General features: G+C 64.4%; 15 protein-coding genes. 9 read left to right on the top strand and 6 right to left on the bottom strand.

All coding sequences use genetic code 11. The features are described 5' to 3' along the window. Nucleotides 1-3: 3 nt before the first annotated feature. The 3 genes from B586_RS14535 to B586_RS14525 form a co-directional block, all read right to left on the bottom strand. Entirely contained in the window at nt 4-546 is a 543-nt protein-coding gene (locus B586_RS14535) for a DUF1003 domain-containing protein (RefSeq protein ID WP_047314936.1), read from the bottom strand. Continuing rightward, the gene (locus B586_RS14530; RefSeq protein ID WP_047314935.1) at nt 546-1850 is read right to left on the bottom strand and encodes a magnesium transporter MgtE N-terminal domain-containing protein; all 1305 of its coding nucleotides are present in this window, start codon (nt 1848-1850) and stop codon (nt 546-548) included. The genes B586_RS14535 and B586_RS14530 overlap by 1 nt, the downstream gene beginning before the upstream one ends. A gap of 85 nt (nt 1851-1935) precedes the next feature. Then, nucleotides 1936-2556 (bottom strand): DUF4190 domain-containing protein, encoded by a 621-nt coding sequence (locus tag B586_RS14525; RefSeq protein WP_054879590.1) that lies wholly within the window; start codon nt 2554-2556, stop codon nt 1936-1938. A gap of 193 nt (nt 2557-2749) precedes the next feature. On the opposite strand from B586_RS14525, the gene B586_RS14520 reads away from it, so the two are divergent. The 6 genes from B586_RS14520 to B586_RS14495 all read left to right on the top strand — a co-directional run bounded on the left by B586_RS14520 (nt 2750) and on the right by B586_RS14495 (nt 8298). After that, nucleotides 2750-3277 carry a general stress protein gene (locus B586_RS14520; RefSeq protein ID WP_047314933.1) on the top strand — a complete coding sequence of 176 codons (528 nt, stop codon included), beginning with the start codon at nt 2750-2752 and terminating at the stop codon, nt 3275-3277. Nucleotides 3278-3360: 83 nt separating this feature from the next. Continuing rightward, complete coding sequence (locus tag B586_RS14515; RefSeq protein WP_276011595.1) at nt 3361-4704, top strand: extracellular solute-binding protein; 1344 nt, start codon at nt 3361-3363, stop codon at nt 4702-4704. A gap of 29 nt (nt 4705-4733) precedes the next feature. Next, the gene (locus B586_RS14510; protein WP_047315005.1) at nt 4734-5648 is read left to right on the top strand and encodes a carbohydrate ABC transporter permease; all 915 of its coding nucleotides are present in this window, start codon (nt 4734-4736) and stop codon (nt 5646-5648) included. Between the two features lie 16 nt (nt 5649-5664). Continuing rightward, on the top strand, nt 5665-6489 hold the full coding sequence (locus B586_RS14505) for a carbohydrate ABC transporter permease (protein WP_168162596.1): 825 nt from the start codon (nt 5665-5667) through the stop codon (nt 6487-6489). 4 nt (nt 6490-6493) lie between these two features. After that, nucleotides 6494-7675: an ABC transporter ATP-binding protein gene (locus B586_RS14500; RefSeq protein ID WP_047314930.1), complete on the top strand. Its 1182-nt coding sequence runs from the start codon at nt 6494-6496 to the stop codon at nt 7673-7675. Beyond that, nucleotides 7672-8298 carry a suppressor of fused domain protein gene (locus B586_RS14495; RefSeq protein WP_054879592.1) on the top strand — a complete coding sequence of 209 codons (627 nt, stop codon included), beginning with the start codon at nt 7672-7674 and terminating at the stop codon, nt 8296-8298. Before B586_RS14500 ends, B586_RS14495 begins: the two co-directional genes overlap by 4 nt. Nucleotides 8299-8696: 398 nt before the next feature. On the opposite strand, the gene corA is transcribed toward B586_RS14495, so the two are convergent. After that, nucleotides 8697-9806 carry a magnesium/cobalt transporter CorA gene (gene corA / locus B586_RS14490; RefSeq protein ID WP_047314928.1) on the bottom strand — a complete coding sequence of 370 codons (1110 nt, stop codon included), beginning with the start codon at nt 9804-9806 and terminating at the stop codon, nt 8697-8699. Between the two features lie 198 nt (nt 9807-10004). Between corA and B586_RS14485 the strand changes: the two genes are divergently transcribed. The 3 genes from B586_RS14485 (at nt 10005) to B586_RS14475 (ending at nt 13259) form a co-directional block, all read left to right on the top strand. Then, nucleotides 10005-10994: a malate dehydrogenase gene (locus B586_RS14485; protein WP_047314927.1), complete on the top strand. Its 990-nt coding sequence runs from the start codon at nt 10005-10007 to the stop codon at nt 10992-10994. Nucleotides 10995-11226: 232 nt separating this feature from the next. Continuing rightward, entirely contained in the window at nt 11227-12411 is a 1185-nt protein-coding gene (locus B586_RS14480) for an NAD(P)-dependent malic enzyme (protein WP_054879593.1), read from the top strand. A gap of 44 nt (nt 12412-12455) precedes the next feature. After that, a complete protein-coding gene (locus B586_RS14475; protein WP_276011593.1) occupies nt 12456-13259 on the top strand; it encodes a glycine betaine ABC transporter substrate-binding protein in 804 nt (267 codons plus the stop codon). A gap of 123 nt (nt 13260-13382) precedes the next feature. Here the strand turns inward: B586_RS14475 and B586_RS14470 are convergent, their stop codons facing one another. Beyond that, entirely contained in the window at nt 13383-14213 is an 831-nt protein-coding gene (locus tag B586_RS14470) for an SDR family NAD(P)-dependent oxidoreductase (protein ID WP_054879595.1), read from the bottom strand. After that, nucleotides 14213-17929 carry a multifunctional oxoglutarate decarboxylase/oxoglutarate dehydrogenase thiamine pyrophosphate-binding subunit/dihydrolipoyllysine-residue succinyltransferase subunit gene (locus B586_RS14465; RefSeq protein WP_054879596.1) on the bottom strand — a complete coding sequence of 1239 codons (3717 nt, stop codon included), beginning with the start codon at nt 17927-17929 and terminating at the stop codon, nt 14213-14215. The genes B586_RS14470 and B586_RS14465 overlap by 1 nt, the downstream gene beginning before the upstream one ends. Between the last annotated feature and the right edge of the window lie 112 nt (nt 17930-18041).

Raw genomic sequence — 18041 nt, 5'->3', positions numbered from 1 at the left:
TTCTCAGCAGGATTTCTTCGCGTGCCGATCGACGCTGTCACCGGTCTGGGCCGGCTCGCTGCGCGAGTTGCTCGGCTGCAGGTTAGCCAGCAGGGTGCGCACGTCTTCCAGTTCGTGGCGCAGGTATTCACGCGTCGCGACCTCGCCGATAGCCAGCCGCAAGGCAGCCAGTTCGCGGGCCAAATACTCGGTGTCGGCCTTGGTTTGCGCAGCGCGACGACGATCCTCTTCGAGTGCGACTCGGTCCCGGTTTTCTTGACGATTCTGGGCCAGCAGAATGAGCGGCGCCGCGTAAGCGGCCTGTGTGGAGAAAGCCAGGTTGAGCAGGATGAAAGGGTAAGGGTCCCAGCGCCACTTCAGTGCGAATAGATTCAGCGCAACCCACACCAACACCACGATCGTCTGCAGCAGCAGATAGCGGCCGGTGCCGAAGAAACGCGCAATTGATTCGGTGATGTGCCCGACGGTCTCGGTGTCCCAGCTCGGCGTCAACCTGCGCGATGTCCGTGGGGTGTAGAGCCGTCGCGGTGCGGGGGACTTCCTCATCAGGACCCTCCGGGTATGCCGGCGGTTCCGCACCTCGAGAACTCCGGTACATCCACGCGCCAGTCGTGTGGCAGCAGGTGGTCGAGCAGGTCGTCCACGGTCACCGCTCCCAACAGGTGGTTTTGGTCGTCGAGCACCGGCCCGCATACCAGGTTGTAGGCGGCGAGGTAACGGGTCACCGCGGCCAACGGAGTCTCCGGTGTCAGCGTGGGTAGGTCAGTGTCGATGATTCCACCGACCAGCTCGGCTGGCGCTTCGCGCAGCAGCCGCTGCAGGTGTACGCAGCCTAGGTAGGGCCCGGTGGGCGTGGCTGTGGGCGGCCGGGCCACGAACACCATGGACGACAGCGCGGGGGATAGGTCGGAATCACGGACCCGGGCCAGTGCTTCGGCGACGGCGGTGTCCGGCGTCAGCACCACCGGATCGGAGGTCATCAAGCCGCCCGCGGTATCTGGCGGGTACGTCAGTAGCCGTCGCACTGCGCCGGAATCCCCAGGATCCATCCGGGTCAGCAGCAACTCGGCGTCGGTCGGACTCAGCACGCCGAGCAGGTCGGCGGCATCATCGGGATCCATCGCCTCGAGCACATCGGCGGCGCGTTCGGTGCCCAGTTGCGACAACACATCGGCCTGATACAGCTCGGGCAGCTCCTGCAGAATGTCGGCGAGCCGTTCGTCGTGGAGCGCTTTGAGCACCTCGTAGCGTCGCGCGCGCGGAAGTCCGCGGATGGCGTCGGCCACATCGACCGCCTTGCGTCCGTCAAACTGATCCAGTAGCTGCGCAACCCCTTTACCCGGCATTGCCAACGCCGAGGGCGTCAAGCCCTGCACGTATTGCCAGTCCACGACGTGCACGGGGCCGCGTCGTCCCAGCCGTCGTTGGGCCCGGACGGCGATTTTGGTGACCATCCAGTCGCGCGTTCGGGTTTGTTCGATACCCAGGTCAGTGATCACGACGTCAACGCCGGCCAACTCGGGCAGTGCGGGATCGTTGACTCTAACCGGGGTGTCGAGCACTTGACCGAGTGCCAGCACCTCGCCCGGCCGCTGCCCGAAGTGGTGCAACGACACGTTGCTGGTGGCTAGTGTCACCGCGTCTGGCTCGATCGCGGCGACCCGCAGCATCGGGATGAAAATGCTGCGGCGGGTCGCCAAATCGACGACCAACCCCAGGATTCGCGGTTGCTGGCGGACAATGCTGATGCTGATCACGACATCACGGACCCGCCCGAAGGATTCGCCGAGTGGGCCCAACACCAACATCCGCGCGAGCCGCGCCACATATACCTTATTGACCGATCCCATGCTGGAAAGCGTAAGCAGCCGCGTCCCGGATGGGCAGCTGCCCGGGCATCGGCACGCCCGCACCGCAGGCCCCGCCCTGCAGGCCCTAATGCGAATGCAGCGCGAATACCGCGACGATCAAACTCACCAGCAGGGTCGCGATGCCGATCACTATGCCGGCGACGGCCAGGCCGTAGCCTTCTTGGCGAGTCCGCTTGATCTGATTGAGGGCGATGGTGCCGAGCACGATGGCCACCATCGAGCCGATGCAGCACACCAACCCGGTGAACGAGGAGATCAGCGAGGCGATCGCCATCGCGTTCATTCCTGGCTGGGTGGCGCCGTAACCTCCCAGATAATCCGGCGGGTAGTAGTCCCCCGGATAGGTGCCTGGATACTCGCCCGGATGCCAAGGCGGCCCATGGCCGCCCGCCGGTGCGCCAAATTGCGGCGGTGGGTAGGACGGCCCGCCGTAGCCTGGCGGCTGTCCGTATCCCGGCGGGGCGGGCGCCATGGGTTCTGGATAGTCGGCCGGAAGGTCCTGCGGATAGCCGGGAGGAACATTGGGTGGTGGATACGCCGCGGGCGGGTAGTCGGCTGCGTGCGATGGTGCTGGCGGATTCCAGGGTGCACCCCAAACCGGCTGCCCTGGAGTCCCGGTACCGGTCGGCGGGTTAGCCTCATCGTCGTGGGCACTTTCGCCGAAGGCGCCGCCGGGAGCTGTCATGCTGTTCAACCTAGCCTATGCGCTGCTGGCGGCTGCGGCCGCAAATCGAAGGCGGCAGCCGATGATTCGACGGGATGTCACGTTTGCTTAAAGGTTGTCTGCAGGTTTCCCTGGATAGTGTGGGAGCGCTCGGATGAAACGATGGCCTAGAACCGGGGGGAGCAGAAGGGGGGAGCAGAGGAGATGAGCATCGATGACTAGCCCTTTCCAGCCTGGACAGGTTCCTGGCGCAACACCTGGGGCGACGGGCGCGGGTCGCCGCGGCACGCCCGGGTTACCCACCCCGCCTAAAGGCTGGCCGGTCGGGTCGTATCCGACCTACGCTGAAGCGCAGCGTGCCGTCGACTACCTATCCGAACAGCAATTCCCGGTTCAGCAGGTGACCATTGTTGGCGTCGACCTCATGCAGGTGGAACGGGTCACTGGTCGGCTGACATGGGCCAAAGTGCTGGGCGGCGGCGTACTTAGCGGCGCCTGGCTTGGTCTGTTCATCGGGTTGGTGCTGGGCTTCTTTAGTCCTAGCCCGTGGGCGGCGCTGGCCACCGGTTTGGTTGCCGGCGTGTTCTTCGGGTTGATCACCTCCGCGGTTCCCTACGCAATGGCCCGCGGCACAAGGGATTTCAGCTCGACTTTACAATTAGTGGCCGGCCGCTACGACGTACTCTGCGATCCGCAAAATGCGGAGAAGGCGCGCGATCTGCTGGCGCGCCTGGCGATCTGACGCCCGGACGGCAGGCGCAGGTGGTGATTCGGCGCGTCCGCCGAGCGGGCGCGGTCGTGCTCGCAGCGTTGACCCTCGCATCGATGGTGTCGGCCTGCGGGACCGGCGGTAATCGGCTAGTGATCAGCTTCTACACGCCCGCTAACGAGGATGCGACATTTACCGAGGTCGCGCGGCGTTGCACCGAGCAATTGCACGGCCGGTTCGCCATTAAGCATGTGAGTCTGCCGAGGTCGCCAGACGAGCAGCGATTGCAACTGGCCCGGCGGCTGACCGGTAACGACCGCACCCTGGACGTGATGGCGATGGATGTGGTGTGGACCGCGGAGTTCGCTGAGGCGGGATGGACGCTGCCGCTATCGGACGATCCGGCGGGGCTGGCTGAGGCTGATGCGACCGTCGACACCCTCCCGGGCCCGCTCGCGACGGCCACCTGGAAGCGCAAGCTGTATGCCGCGCCCGTCACTACCAATACCCAATTGCTCTGGTACCGAGCAGATTTAGTGGATCAACCGCCAGGTGACTGGAATGGCATGGTGGCTGAGGCGGCCCGGTTGCATGCGGCTGGCGAACCCAGCTGGATCGCCGTGCAGGCCAATCAGGGCGAGGGACTCGTGGTGTGGTTCAACACGCTGCTGGTGAGTGCGGGCGGACAGGTGCTGTCCGAGGATGGCCGCCACGTCACCTTGACCGACACGCCGGAGCACCGGGCCGCCACCGTCCGCGCGCTGCGGATCCTCAAGTCGGTGGCCACCGCGCCCGGAGCCGACCCGTCGATCACCCGGACCGACGAAAGCACCGCGCGATTGGCGGTTGAGCAGGGGAAGGCCGCGCTGGAGGTCAACTGGCCGTTCGTGCTGGCGTCGATGCTGGAGAACGCGGTGAAGGGCGGGGTGGCTTTCCTGCCGTTCGATCGGATCCCCGCGTTGGCCGGCAGCATCAACAACGTCGGGACATTCGTACCCAACGACGAACAATTTCGCATCGCGTATCAGGCCGCCCGGAAGGTGTTTGGTTTCGCGCCGTATCCCGGTGTGTCGCGCAGCGAGCCGGCCAAGGTGACGATCGGCGGGCTGAACCTGGCGGTGGCCAGCACCAGCCGTCATAAAGCCGAAGCGTTTGAAGCCGTCCGGTGTCTGCGCAGTGAGCAAAACCAGCAGTACCTCTCGATCGAAGGGGGGCTGCCGGCGGTACGGGCCTCGCTGTACTCCGACCCGAAATTCCAGGCCAAGTACCCGATGTACACCATCATTCGAGAACAGCTGACCGATGCCGCGGTGCGGCCCGTGACGCCGGCCTATCAGGCGGTGTCGATCCGGCTGTCGGCCGCGCTGAGTCCCATCACCGACATCGACCCCGAGCCCATGGCCGACAAGCTCGCCGCGCAGGTGCAAAAGGCCATCGACGGGAAGGGGCTGTTGCCGTGACCACCTGCTTGCGGGCGAGAGCGGCGGCCATGACAGCGGTGGCCGGCAAAACGTGGCAGGTGCGCGCCAGGAGCGTGCACCCAGAACAGCGACTGGCGTTCCTTCTGGTCGCGCCCGCCGCGATGTTGATGCTGGCGGTGACGGCCTATCCGATCGGATACGCGGTCTGGCTAAGCCTGCACCGCGACAACCTGGCCACCCCGAACGAGACCGCGTTCATCGGTCTAGACAACTACCAAACGATCTTGACCGACCCGTATTGGTGGACGGCGCTGGCGGTGACGGTGGCGATCACCGTGGTTTCAGTGTCGATCGAATTCATTTTGGGCCTGACGTTGGCGCTGGTGATGCACCGCACCCTCCTCGGCAAGGGCCTGGTGCGCACGGCGGTGCTCATCCCATACGGCATCGTCACGGTGGTCGCGTCGTACAGTTGGTATTACGCCTGGACGCCGAGCACCGGATATTTGGCGAACCTGCTGCCGCAAGGCAGTGCGCCGTTGACCGAGCAGATCCCGTCGTTGGGCATCGTTATCCTCGCGGAGGTCTGGAAGACCACTCCGTTCATGTCGTTGCTGTTGCTGGCCGGGTTGGCACTGGTTCCCGAGGATTTGCTCAAAGCTGCGCAGATGGATGGCGCCGGCGCGTGGCGGCGACTGACGAAGATCATTTTGCCGATCATTAAGCCGGCGGTCGTGGTGGCGCTGTTATTCCGGACGCTGGACGCGTTCCGCATTTTCGACAACATCTATGTGTTGACTCAAGGTGCCAACAACACCGAATCGGTGTCGATCCTGGGCTACGACAACCTGTTTAAAGGCTTCAACGTGGGGCTCGGTTCGGCGATCAGCGTGCTGATTTTCGGCTGCGTAGCCCTCATCGCGGTGATTTTCATCAAGGTGTTCGGCGCCGCGGCGCCCGGAGGTGACGGCAATGGGCACTGAAAAAGGAAGGGCGCGGGTGGGCGCGCGGCGCACCACGATTTGGGTCATCATCGATACCGCCGTGGTGGGATATGCGCTACTGCCACTATTGTGGATTCTGTCCCTGTCGCTCAAACCGACGTCAACGGTCAAGGACGGCAAGCTGATTCCGTCGTCAGTGACTTTCGACAACTACCGCGGCATCTTTCGGGGTGATCTTTTCAGCGCAGCGCTGATCAACTCCATCGGAATCGGATTGACTACCACCGCGATAGCGGTGATGCTCGGCGCGATGGCGGCCTACGCGATTGCCCGGCTGGCTTTTCCAGGTAAGCGACTATTTGTCGGTACCACCCTGCTGATCACCATGTTCCCGGCGATCTCGCTGGTGACGCCGTTGTTCAATATCGAACGCCGGGTCGGTCTGTTCGACACGTGGGCGGGGCTGATCCTGCCCTACATCACTTTCGCGTTGCCGCTTGCCATCTATACCTTGTCGGCATTCTTCGCCGAGATCCCGTGGGATCTAGAGAAGGCGGCCAAGATGGATGGCGCCACGCCGGGTCAGGCGTTCCGTAAGGTGATCGTCCCGCTGGCGGCGCCGGGTTTGGTCACCGCGGCGATCCTGGTGTTCATCTTCGCGTGGAACGACCTGCTGCTCGCGCTGTCGCTGACCGCCACCAAGGCGGCGATCACCGCCCCGGTTGCCATCGCGAACTTCACCGGTAGTTCGCAGTTCGAGGAGCCGACCGGTTCGATCGCGGCCGGTGCAATCGTGATTACGGTCCCGATCATCGTCTTTGTTTTAATTTTCCAGCGACGAATTGTTGCCGGGTTGACTTCTGGTGCTGTGAAGGGATAGCTCGATGGCCGAGATTGTGCTGGAGCACGTCAACAAGAATTACCCGAACGGCGCAACCGCGGTGCGCGACCTGTCCATCACCATCGCCGATGGGGAATTCCTGATCTTGGTTGGGCCTTCCGGCTGCGGTAAGACCACGACTCTGAATATGATTGCTGGACTTGAGGATATCTCGTCAGGTGAGTTACGCATCGGCGGTGACCGGATGAACGAGAAGGCGCCCAAGGACCGTGATATCGCGATGGTGTTCCAGTCTTACGCGCTGTACCCGCATATGACCGTGCGGCAGAATATCGCGTTCCCGCTGACGCTGGCCAAGATGAAGAAGGCGGAGATCGCGCAGAAGGTCTCCGAGACAGCCAGAATCCTTGATTTGACTGATCTTTTGGACCGTAAGCCCTCGCAGTTGTCTGGCGGGCAGCGGCAGCGGGTCGCGATGGGCCGGGCGATCGTTCGCCATCCCAAGGCATTCTTGATGGACGAGCCACTGTCCAATTTGGATGCCAAACTGCGGGTGCAGATGCGTGGCGAGATCGCCCGGCTGCAGCGCAGGCTGGGTACCACCACCGTCTACGTCACCCACGACCAGACCGAGGCCATGACGCTAGGGGACCGCGTGGTGGTCATGCACTCTGGTGTCGCACAGCAGATCGGTACGCCCGATGAGCTTTATGAACGTCCGGCCAATCTATTTGTCGCGGGGTTCATCGGTTCGCCGGCGATGAATTTCTTCCCCGCCACGTTGACACCGAATGGACTGGCCCTGCCCTTGGGGGAGCTGACCTTGTCGCGGAAAGTCCAGGCGGTGATCGGGCAGCACCCGGTGCCGGACAGGGTTATCGTCGGGGTGCGACCCGAGCACCTGGCCGATGCCAAGTTGATCGACGCAGACCAACGCGGTGCGGCGCTGGTTTTCGAGGTAAAAGTCGACTTGGTCGAATCGCTAGGAGCCGACAAATACGTCTACTTCACCACCGCTGGTTGTGATGTGCATTCAGCTCAGCTGGACGAGTTGGCGGCTGAATCGGAAGCACGTGAAAACCAGTTCGTGGCACGAGTTCCCGCTGAGTCAAAAGTGGCCATTGGAGAGTCAATCGAGTTGGCTTTCGGCGCAACGAAAATCGCCGTTTTCGACGCTGACTCTGGGGTGAATTTGACCGTTCCTGCACTGACTGATGCGCGGTGACAAAGACTTTGGCTCAAGTGCGTGCATACCTGTGCCGAAAATTCGCGCAGGCAGGTGTCGCAGGTATAGCCGCCGAGCCTGATTCGGCGAGCGTGACGTTCCTGGGTACCGAACCTATCGAGGTGCTGCGATTCCGTTCCGGGGCAGACGGATTGCTGCACTACGTGTCGTTGGGGTGCTCGCGTTATCCGATGACTGATCCGACCGAGATGCTCGCTGACCGGTTACGCGGCCCACGTGCTGAAGTTGTGCTGTGCCTGCGCGATCCCGGGCCGGTCACCGGGCTGGCGCGCAGCCTGGCGGTGTTGGCGGCGACGCCGGCGGTCGACGGTGTGGTGCTGGTCGAGGATGCGCTGATCGACCTCGGATCGCCGCTGTGGGTGCGACCATCGGGGCGGTTGCCGTTCACCGCGGTGTTGTTGGGCCGCAGTGATATCCCTGACCTGCCGCTGGCGCCCCCTCGGGATCCAGTGCGTTTTCTGTCGGTGACTCCTATCACCGCGACCGAGGCGGCCTGGGTTCGGCTCAACGGCGCCCTGGGTGCTCAAGCCTTGCGGCAGGCATGGCAGAGCGACGGCGTCGACGTGTTAGATCCGAATCGCCGTGCCGCGCAACCCGATTGATGCGTTCATCGATTGTGCGTGCACGGCGTTGACTGTGCGTCAAGGGCGGCCGAATAACGGAGTTCTCGCCCTAGACGCACACCCAATGCCCTGACCGCACACTCGATGCGGTAGGCCCAGCTCGAACCGATTGCCCGGTTAGCCCGCTCGTCGCTGCGGCGCCGGGCTCGAACCGATTGCCCGGCTTCTCCTCACGCCGCCACGCGGCGCGCATCGTCGCCGGGCTCGAACCGATTGCCCGGCTTCTCCTCACGCCGCCACGCGGCGCGCATCGTCGCCGGGCTCGAACCGATTGCCCGGCTTCTCCTCACGCCGCCACGCGGCGCGCATCGTCGCCGGGCTCGAACCGATTGCCCGGCTTCTCCTCACGCCGCCACGCGGCGCGCATCGTCGCCGGGCTAAAGCCAGTTCCTGTTACGGAATTGCCAGTAAAGGACCGTACAGATAATGGCCATCCCGGCCATCACCGCCGGGTAGCTCCACGTCCAGTTCAGCTCGGGCATGAAACGGAAGTTCATACCGTAGATGGCGGCGACCATGGTGGGCACCGCCACGATACCGGCCCAGGCCGCCATCTTGCGCATATCGTTGTTCTGCTGCATCCCGACGCGCGCCAACGCGGCTTGTACCAGTGAATTGAGCATGTCGTCGTAGCTGGCGATCTGGTCCGCGGCTTCGGTCTGGTGGTCAGCGACGTCACGCAGGTAGCGGCGCAATTCCTTGGAGATTAAGTCTTTGTTATCCGTTTGCATTCGCCCGAATGCGGCCGACAGTGGAGCAACACAGCGGCGAAGTTCGACGACCTCGCGCTTGAGTAGGTAAATCGGCTCGACGTTGAGCCTGCGGCCGGGGGCAAACGCCACTTCCTCGATGGCGTCGATATCGCCTTCCATCAGATTGGTCACCGCTAAGTAGTGGTCCACCACGTAGTCGGAGATGGCATGCATCACCGCGTACGGGCCCAGCCGCAGATGCTCGGGGTCGGCATCCATCCGGGTGCGCACCTCGGACAGCGCGCCATGCTCGCCGTGGCGGACCGTGATCACGAAATTCTTGCCGACGAAGATCATCACCTCGCCGGTCTCGACGATCTGGCGGGCCAGCACCACCGATTCGTGCGGGACATAATTGACGGTCTTCAGGACCAGAAACAACGTGTCGTCGTAGCGCTCCAACTTGGGCCGCTGATGGGCGTGCACGGCGTCCTCGACTACCAGTGGGTGCAGCCCGAAAACGTCGGCGACGTTCTGCATGTGGCTTGTGTCAGGCTCGTGTAACCCGATCCAGACGAAGCCCTCGTGCCCCATCAGTTCGATCTCGCGCACCTTGCTCAGTGCGGCGGCGTACGTCGTGTATTTGCCGGGCAGCCGATGGCCTCCGACATAGACGCCGCAGTCGACCAAGGGCTCAGCGGGCGGAGGGGAAATGGGATGTACGTGGGGCTCATACGGCTGGGGCTTCGCGACCGGTCTCAGCGCTTCAGGCAACGCGTCAAACCCCGGGAACATCTCAACCTCCCATCGCGGCACCGGTGCATTAAGCGGTGCTTTATGGTACGCGTCCTGGCAGAACAGCGGAGGACCGACGATTGCCGGACGGGTCCCAGCGGGGGGACAGCACTGCTGGACCGAAAATCTCGGGCCGGTAGGGGTGCGCTAGTTTCGACCTAGTTTCCTCCAAGACCTTCTCCATAAGGAGTAACCGAAGTGAGCGCAAGTCCCCTCAAGGTCGCCGTCACCGGCGCTGCCGGCCAGATCGGCTATAGCCTGCTGTTCCGCTTGGCGAGCGGCTCGCTGCTGGGGCCCGACCGCCCGATTGAGCTGCGTCTGCTCGAGATTGAGCCCGCGCTCAAGGCGCTCGAGGGTGTCGTGATGGAACTCGACGACTGCGCGTTCCCGCTGTTGGCGGGTGTCGAGATCGGCGCGGATCCGACCAAGGTCTTCGACGGCGTCAACCTGGCCCTGCTGGTCGGGGCCCGGCCGCGTGGACCGGGTATGGAGCGCGGGGACCTGCTGGAGGCCAACGGCGCGATCTTCACCGCTCAGGGTAAGGCCCTCAACGCGGTCGCCGCCGCCGACATCCGCGTCGGTGTGACCGGCAACCCGGCCAACACCAACGCACTGATCGCGATGACCAATGCGCCCGACATCCCGAAGGAGCGGTTCTCGGCGCTCACCCGTCTGGACCACAACCGGGCGATCTCGCAGCTAGCCACCAAGACCGGTGCCGCGGTCACCGACATTAAGAAGATGACGATCTGGGGCAACCACTCGGCCACCCAATACCCCGACGTTTTCCACGCCGAGATCGGCGGTAAGAACGCCGCCGAAGTCGTGGGCGACCAGGCCTGGATCGAGGACTACTTCATCCCGACCGTCGCCAAGCGCGGCGCCGCGATCATCGATGCACGCGGCGCCTCGTCGGCCGCCTCGGCCGCGTCGGCCACCATCGATGCCGCCCGGGACTGGCTGCTGGGTACCCCCGCAGGCAACTGGGTCTCGATGGCGGTCGTATCCGATGGTTCGTACGGCGTGCCGGAGGGTCTGATCTCCTCGTTCCCGGTGACCACCAAGGACGGCAACTGGACGATCGTGCAGGGGCTGGAGATCGACGAGTTTTCGCGCGGGCGGATCGACAAGTCGACCGCCGAGCTGGCCGACGAGCGCAAGGCCGTCACTGAGCTGGGTCTGATCTGAGCCTGGGCCTGCGCTAGGCGTCCGTCGCCCGTCGTGGCCGGGATTGCCAGCGGTTCCCGGCGTTCCGGTCCCGCCGCTCAGGCCGTCGGTGCCGATAAACAAGGAGCCGAGTCCGCGAAGGCCGGCCGCGCCGCCGCCGTCCCCGCGGCTCGTCTTTGCGCCGTCACCGATCAGCGGGCGTTCCAGCAGCAGCTGGGTTTCGTCCGGCTAGCCCTGCAGTACCCTCGACCCCGTGCCAAAAATCGACCTGCCGCCACAGATCGTCATCGACGACGACGAGATCTTTCAGGCCCACGTAGGAGGCAAGCTTTCCGTAGCGCTTAAGGCACCGCTGGACACCCAACGTGCGTTGTCGATCGCCTACACCCCGGGCGTGGCGCAGGTCAGCCGCGCCATCGCCGCCGATCGCACCCATGCCGCCCGCTACACCTGGGCGAACCGCCTGGTGGCCGTCGTCAGTGACGGCAGCGCGGTACTCGGGCTCGGTGACATCGGACCCGCGGCGTCGCTGCCGGTGATGGAGGGCAAGTGCGCGCTGTTCAAGGCATACGGCGGGCTTAACGCGATCCCGATCGTGCTGGACACCAAAGATCCCGACGAGATCGTCGAAACCCTGGTGCGGCTGCGCCCGACATTTGGCGCCGTCAACCTCGAGGACATCGCCGCGCCGCGTTGCTTCGAGATCGAACGGCGGGTTGTCGAGGCGCTGGACTGCCCCGTTATGCACGACGACCAGCACGGCACCGCGATCGTCGTGCTGGCCGCACTGATGGGCGCCACCAAGTTACTCGGCCGCGACATGTCCTCGCTGAAGGTGGTGGTGTCCGGCGCCGGTGCTGCAGGTGTCGCGTGCACGAATCTCCTCCTCGCCATGGGTGTTTCAGGAATTACTGTGCTCGATTCGCGTGGCATTCTGCATACCGGGCGTGACGACATGAACCGCGTCAAGTTCGATTTGGCGCACCGCACCAACCCCGACGGTCTCACCGGCGGCATGGCCGATGCGCTCGCCGGCGCGGACGTGTTCCTCGGGGTGTCGGCGGGCCTGGTCGGTGAAGAGTTGATCGCCACGATGGCACCCGATCCGATCGTGTTCGCGCTATCCAATCCGGACCCGGAGATACACCCCGACGTCGCGGCCAAGTACGCGGCGGTGGTGGCGACCGGGCGCAGTGACTTCCCGAATCAGATCAACAATGTGCTCGCCTTCCCCGGGGTATTTCGCGGCGCTTTGGATGCTGGAGCGCGTCGGATCACCGAGAAGATGATGGTGGCCGCGGCCGAGGCGATCTTCTGTGTCGTCAGCGACGACCTCGCTCTCGACCGGATCGTCCCGAGCCCGCTGGACTTCCGAGTCGGGGAAGCGGTGGCCAGCGCGGTGGCGCTGGCCGCAGAAGTGTCAGACACCGCGGGGTGAGGGTCGGTAGGCTGGCCGCGCTGCTGCTCGCCGGGACGCTGGCGATGGCTGGCTGCTCGGCCGGCACCGGTGATCGTCATCCGGAGCTGGTTGTCGGGTCCAAGCCTGATTCGGAGTCCACACTGCTGGCCGACATCTACGTCGCGGCGTTGCGGTCATACGGTTTCGGGGCGCGTGCCGAAACCGCGAGTGACCCCATGGCGAAACTGGATTCGGGCGGATTCACCGTCGTCCCTGGATTCACCGGCAAGGTGTTACAGATCTTGCAGCCCGGTGCAGCGGTATTTTCCGATGCTCGGGTCTACCGTGCGATGGTCTCCGCACTGCCCGAGGGCATCGCCGCCGGCGACTACACCACCGCCGCCCAAGACAAGCCCACGCTGGTCGTGACTCCGGACACCGCGAAGGTCTGGGGTGGCCGTGACGTGAGCCTGGTGCCCAGCCACTGCACCGGGCTGGTCGTCGGGATGGTCGCCGGCGCCCACACCCCCTCGGCGGTGGGCGCGTGCCGGCTGCCCGCCGCGCGTGAATTTCCTGATTATCCAACGATGTTCGCCGCGCTACGGGTCGGCCAGCTGACCGCGGGCTGGGCCACCACCGCCAACCCCGACCTCCCCACCGACCTGATTGTGCTGGCCGACGGCAAACCCGAGCTGGTGCAGGCCGAGAACGTGGTGCCGCTCTATCGGCGCAACGCGCTGACGGATCGGCAACTGCTGGCCATCAACGAAATCGCGGGGGTGCTGGATACCGCGGCCCTGACCGAGATGCGCCGCCAAGTTGCACGCGGTGCGGACCCGCAGGCGGTCGCCGACGGGTGGATGGCAGAACACCCGCTGGGCCGTTAGTTGCCGCGAGGGCGCGTGTCGGTACAACGACACGCCGTGTGGGCCGTACAACAGCGCACCTTCGGGAGCGCTGCGCGGGTGGCCGGGCCGGGGGCACCAGGGGTGCCGGCGGCGATATCAGCTTTAGCGTTGACCGGGGATCAGCCGGCTCGCCACATGCGCGAACAGCCGCTGATATCCAGATCCCCCCAAACGTGCCACCACGTCCACGACCTTGGCATCCGGGCCGACCAGCACCCGCGCCTTCTTTTTGTGCACCGCTTTGAGGATGATCCGGGCGGCGCGCTGCGGGCTGGTATGGGCCACCCGCGTGTCGAATCGGCTGGCCATCTTGCTCACGTCGAGTCCCTCGGCGGCGGTGGCGTTGCGGGCGATCGCGGTCTTGATGCCGCCCGGGTACACAGTGGTCACCCGCACCGGGCGGCCGGCCAACGCCATCTCCTCGCGCAGCGCCTCGGTGAAGCCGCGGACGGCGAACTTGGCCGCGTTGTATGCCGCCTGCCCCGGTACTGAGAACAAGCCGAACACACTGGAGACGTTGACGACGTGGCCATCCCCGGAGGCGATCAAATACGGAAGGAACGCCTTAGTGCCGTTCACCACACCCCAATAATCGACGTCCATCACCCGTTCGATGTCTTTGAACTGGCTGACCTCGACGTCCCCGGTGTATGCGATGCCGGCGTTGTTGTAGATCTGGTTCACCTTGCCGAAGTGCTCGTTGACCGCGTCGGCATAGGCCAGGAAGGCCTCGCGTTCGGTCACGTCGAGTCGGTCGGTCTTGACCGACGCGCCGATCGCCTTCAGCTGTTCCTCGGTCTGCGCGAGCCCTTCGGTGTCGACATCGCTAATCGCCAGCTTGGCACCCGAACGGGCCAGTTCGATAGCCAAGGCTTGCCCGATACCCGAACCAGCGCCGGTGACCACGGCGACCTTGCCGGCGAACCCCTCCACTAGCAGCTTCCCTCGCCAAACGCGGTATCGAGGATCTCCTGCTGCTCGACGGCGTGCACCTTCGACGAACCCGACGATGGGGCCGACATCGCCCGGCGCGAAATGCGCTTGATCCCGCCGAGCAGGTCGGGCAGCAGCTCGGGCAAGGTCAGGCCTACCGACGGCCAGGCGCCTTGGTTGGCCGGCTCCTCCTGCACCCAGAAGAACTCCTGGACGCCTGCGTAGCGTTCGAGTGTTTCGCGCAGTCGACGCCTCGGCAGCGGGGCAAGCTGCTCAAGGCGCACGATCGCGACGTCGTCCCGGTGGTCCTTGGCTTTGCGGGCGGCCAGCTCGTAATAGAGTTTGCCGCTGGTCAGCAAGATTCTTCTGACCTTGCTGCGGTCGCCGACCCCATCCTCATAGGTGGGTTCCTCCAGCACCGAGCGGAACTTGATCTCGGTGAAGTCCTTGATGTCGCTGACTGCGGCCTTGTTGCGCAACATCGACTTGGGCGTGAACACGATCAGCGGACGCTTAATGCCGTCGAGAGCATGCCGGCGCAGCAGGTGGAAGTAGTTCGACGGAGTCGACGGCATCGCAATCGTCATCGAACCCTCCGCCCACAGCTGCAGGAAGCGTTCGATGCGGCCGGAGGTGTGGTCGGGGCCCTGCCCCTCGTGCCCGTGCGGCAGTAGCAGCACCACCGTCGACAATTGTCCCCACTTGGCCTCACCGGAGCTGATGAATTCGTCGATGATCGACTGTGCGCCGTTGACGAAGTCGCCGAACTGCGCCTCCCACAGCACCACGGCATCCGGGTTGCCCACCGTGTAGCCGTACTCGAAACCGACAGCGGCGTACTCCGACAGCGGCGAGTCGTAGACCAGGAACTTGCCGCCGGTGGGGCCGCCATCGGGGTTGCTGGCCAGCAGCTGCAACGGAGTGAATTCCTCGCCGGTGTGGCGGTCAATGATCACCGAATGCCGCTGGGAGAAGGTGCCGCGCTTGGTGTCTTGGCCCGACAGCCGCACCAGCTTGCCTTCCGCCACCAGCGACCCTAGGGCCAGCAACTCGGCGAAAGCCCAGTCGATCTTGCCTTCGTAGGCCATCTCACGGCGCTTCTCGAGCACCGGCTGCACCCGCGGGTGCACGGTGAAACCCTCTGGTACCGCCAGGAATGCGTCGCCGATGCGGGCCAGCAGCGCCTTGTCCACCGCGGTGGACAACCCCGCGGGGATCATCTGGTCGGACTCCACCGACTCGCTGGGCTGCGCGCCGTGCTTCTCCAGGTCGCGGACCTCGTTGAACACCCGCTCCAGCTGACCCTGATAGTCGCGCAGCGCGTCCTCGGCTTCCTTCATTGAAATGTCGCCGCGGCCGATCAACGCTTCGGTGTAGCTCTTACGGGCGCCGCGCTTGGTGTCGACGACGTCGTACATGTACGGGTTGGTCATCGACGGATCGTCGCCTTCGTTATGCCCACGTCGGCGGTAGCACAGCATGTCGATGACGACGTCTTTCTTAAACCTCTGCCGGAAGTCCACGGCCAGCTTGGCTACCCACATGCAGGCTTCTGGGTCGTCGCCGTTGACGTGGAAGATCGGCGCGCCGATCATCTTGGCGACATCCGTGCAGTACTCGCTGGACCTGGAGTACTCCGGCGCGGTAGTGAAGCCGATCTGGTTGTTGACGATGATGTGGATGGTGCCGCCGACGCGGTATCCGGGCAGGTTCGCCAGGTTGAGCGTCTCGGCGACCACGCCCTGGCCGGCGAAGGCCGCGTCCCCGTGCAGCATCATCGGGACCACCGAGAAACGCTGCTCACCGTCGCCGTCCAGCAGGTCCTGCTTGGCCCGGACGAGACCTTCGAGCACTGGGTCCACGGCTTCCAGATGTGACGGGTTAGCGGTCAGCGATACCTGAATGTCGTTGTCGCCGAACATCTGCAGGTACAAACCGGTAGCACCGAGGTGGTATTTGACGTCGCCGGAGCCGTGCGCCAGCGCTGGGTTCAGATTGCCCTCGAACTCGGTGAAGATCTGCGAGTACGGCTTGCCGACGATGTTGGCCAAGACGTTGAGCCGGCCGCGGTGCGGCATGCCGATGACCACCTCGTCCAGGCCATGCTCGGCGCACTGGTCGATCGCTGCATCCATCATCGGGATGACGCTCTCGGCGCCTTCCAGCGAGAACCGCTTCTGCCCGACGTACTTGGTATGCAGGAACGTTTCAAAGGCTTCGGCCGCGTTAAGCTTGCTCAGGATATATTTCTGTTCGGCCACAGTCGGTTTGACGTGCTTAGTCTCGACCCGCTGTTGTAGCCACTCCTGTTGTTCGGGGTCGAGCATGTGGGTGTACTCCACGCCGATATGGCGGCAGTAGGCGTCGCGAAGCAAGCCCAGCACGTCACGCAGCTTCTTGTATTCACAACCGCCAAAGCCATTGACCTTGAATACCCGATCCAGGTCCCACAGCGTCAGGCCGTGAGTCAGCACGTCGAGGTCCGGGTGACTGCGGAAGCGGGTGTTATCCAACCGTAGCGGATCGATGTCGGCCATCAGATGGCCGCGGTTGCGGTAGGCCGCGATCAACTCCATGACGCGAGCGTTCTTGTCGACGATCGAGTCTGGGTTGTCAGTGCGCCAGCGCACCGGCAGGTACGGGATGGAAAGCTCGCGGAAGATCTCGTCCCAGAAGCTGTCCGAGAGCAGCATTTCGTGGATCGTGCGCAGGAAGTCACCCGATTCTGCGCCCTGGATGATGCGGTGGTCGTAGGTCGAAGTCAGGGTGATCAGTTTGCCGATACCCAATTCGGCGATGCGCTCGGCGCTGGCGCCTTGAAACTCGGCGGGGTATTCCATGGCGCCCACGCCGATGATGGCGCCCTGGCCAGCCATCAGCCGCGGCACCGAATGCACGGTGCCGATAGTGCCGGGGTTGGTCAGTGAGATCGTGACGCCGGCAAAGTCTTCGGCGGTCAGTTTGCCGTCGCGGGCCCGGCGGACGATATCTTCATAGGCGGTGACGAACTGCGCGAATCGCAGTTCTTCGCAGCGCTTGATGCCGGCCACCACCAAGGACCGCTTGCCGTCTTTACCGTGCAGGTCGATCGCTAGGCCGAGATTGGTGTGGGCCGGCGTCACCGCGGTGGGCTTGCCGTCAATCTCCGCGTAGTGCCGGTTGATGTTCGGGAACTGTTTGACCGCCTGCACCACGGCGTAGCCCAGCAAATGCGTGAAGGAGATCTTCCCGCCGCGGTTGCGCTTGAGCTGGTTGTTGATGACGATCCGGTTGTCGATCATCAGCTTGGCCGGAACGGCGCGCACACTGGTCGCTGTCGGCACGTCCAGCGACGCGGACATATTCTTGACGACCGCTGCGGCGGCGCCGCGCAGCACCTGCAACTGGTCACCTTCGGCAGGCGCGGCAGTGGCGGCTTTGGCGGGGACTGCGGCAGGGCCGGCTGGTCCGTTGGCTACCGCTGGGGTGGCCGCGGGCTTGGCCTTGCTCGCTGCCGGCTCAGCGGCCGCAGCTGGCTTCGCTTGAGGCGCGGCCGCGGGTTGTCTGTCAGCGGAGGTCGGGGCCGCAAGTACCTGTTCGGCGGTCGATTCGGGGTTGTAGTCAACCAGGAATTCGTGCCAGCTGGGATCGACCGAGGAGGGGTCGTCGCGGAACTTGCGGTACATCTCTTCGACCAGCCATTCGTTTTGCCCGAATGGTGAACTTATGTTGGCCACGGCCGCTGTTCGCCTCGATTCTTCTGTCCTGCAAGCGCATTGCGCGACGCCTGCCACTTTCTGCACTCTGGTTGGCGGGGTACCCTCGCACCCGCCGCGGTCTTGAACGGTC

This window comes from Mycobacterium haemophilum DSM 44634 (assembly GCF_000340435.2).
Lineage (GTDB): Bacteria > Actinomycetota > Actinomycetes > Mycobacteriales > Mycobacteriaceae > Mycobacterium > Mycobacterium haemophilum.
This window is presented reverse-complemented; position numbering and strand designations above follow the sequence as displayed.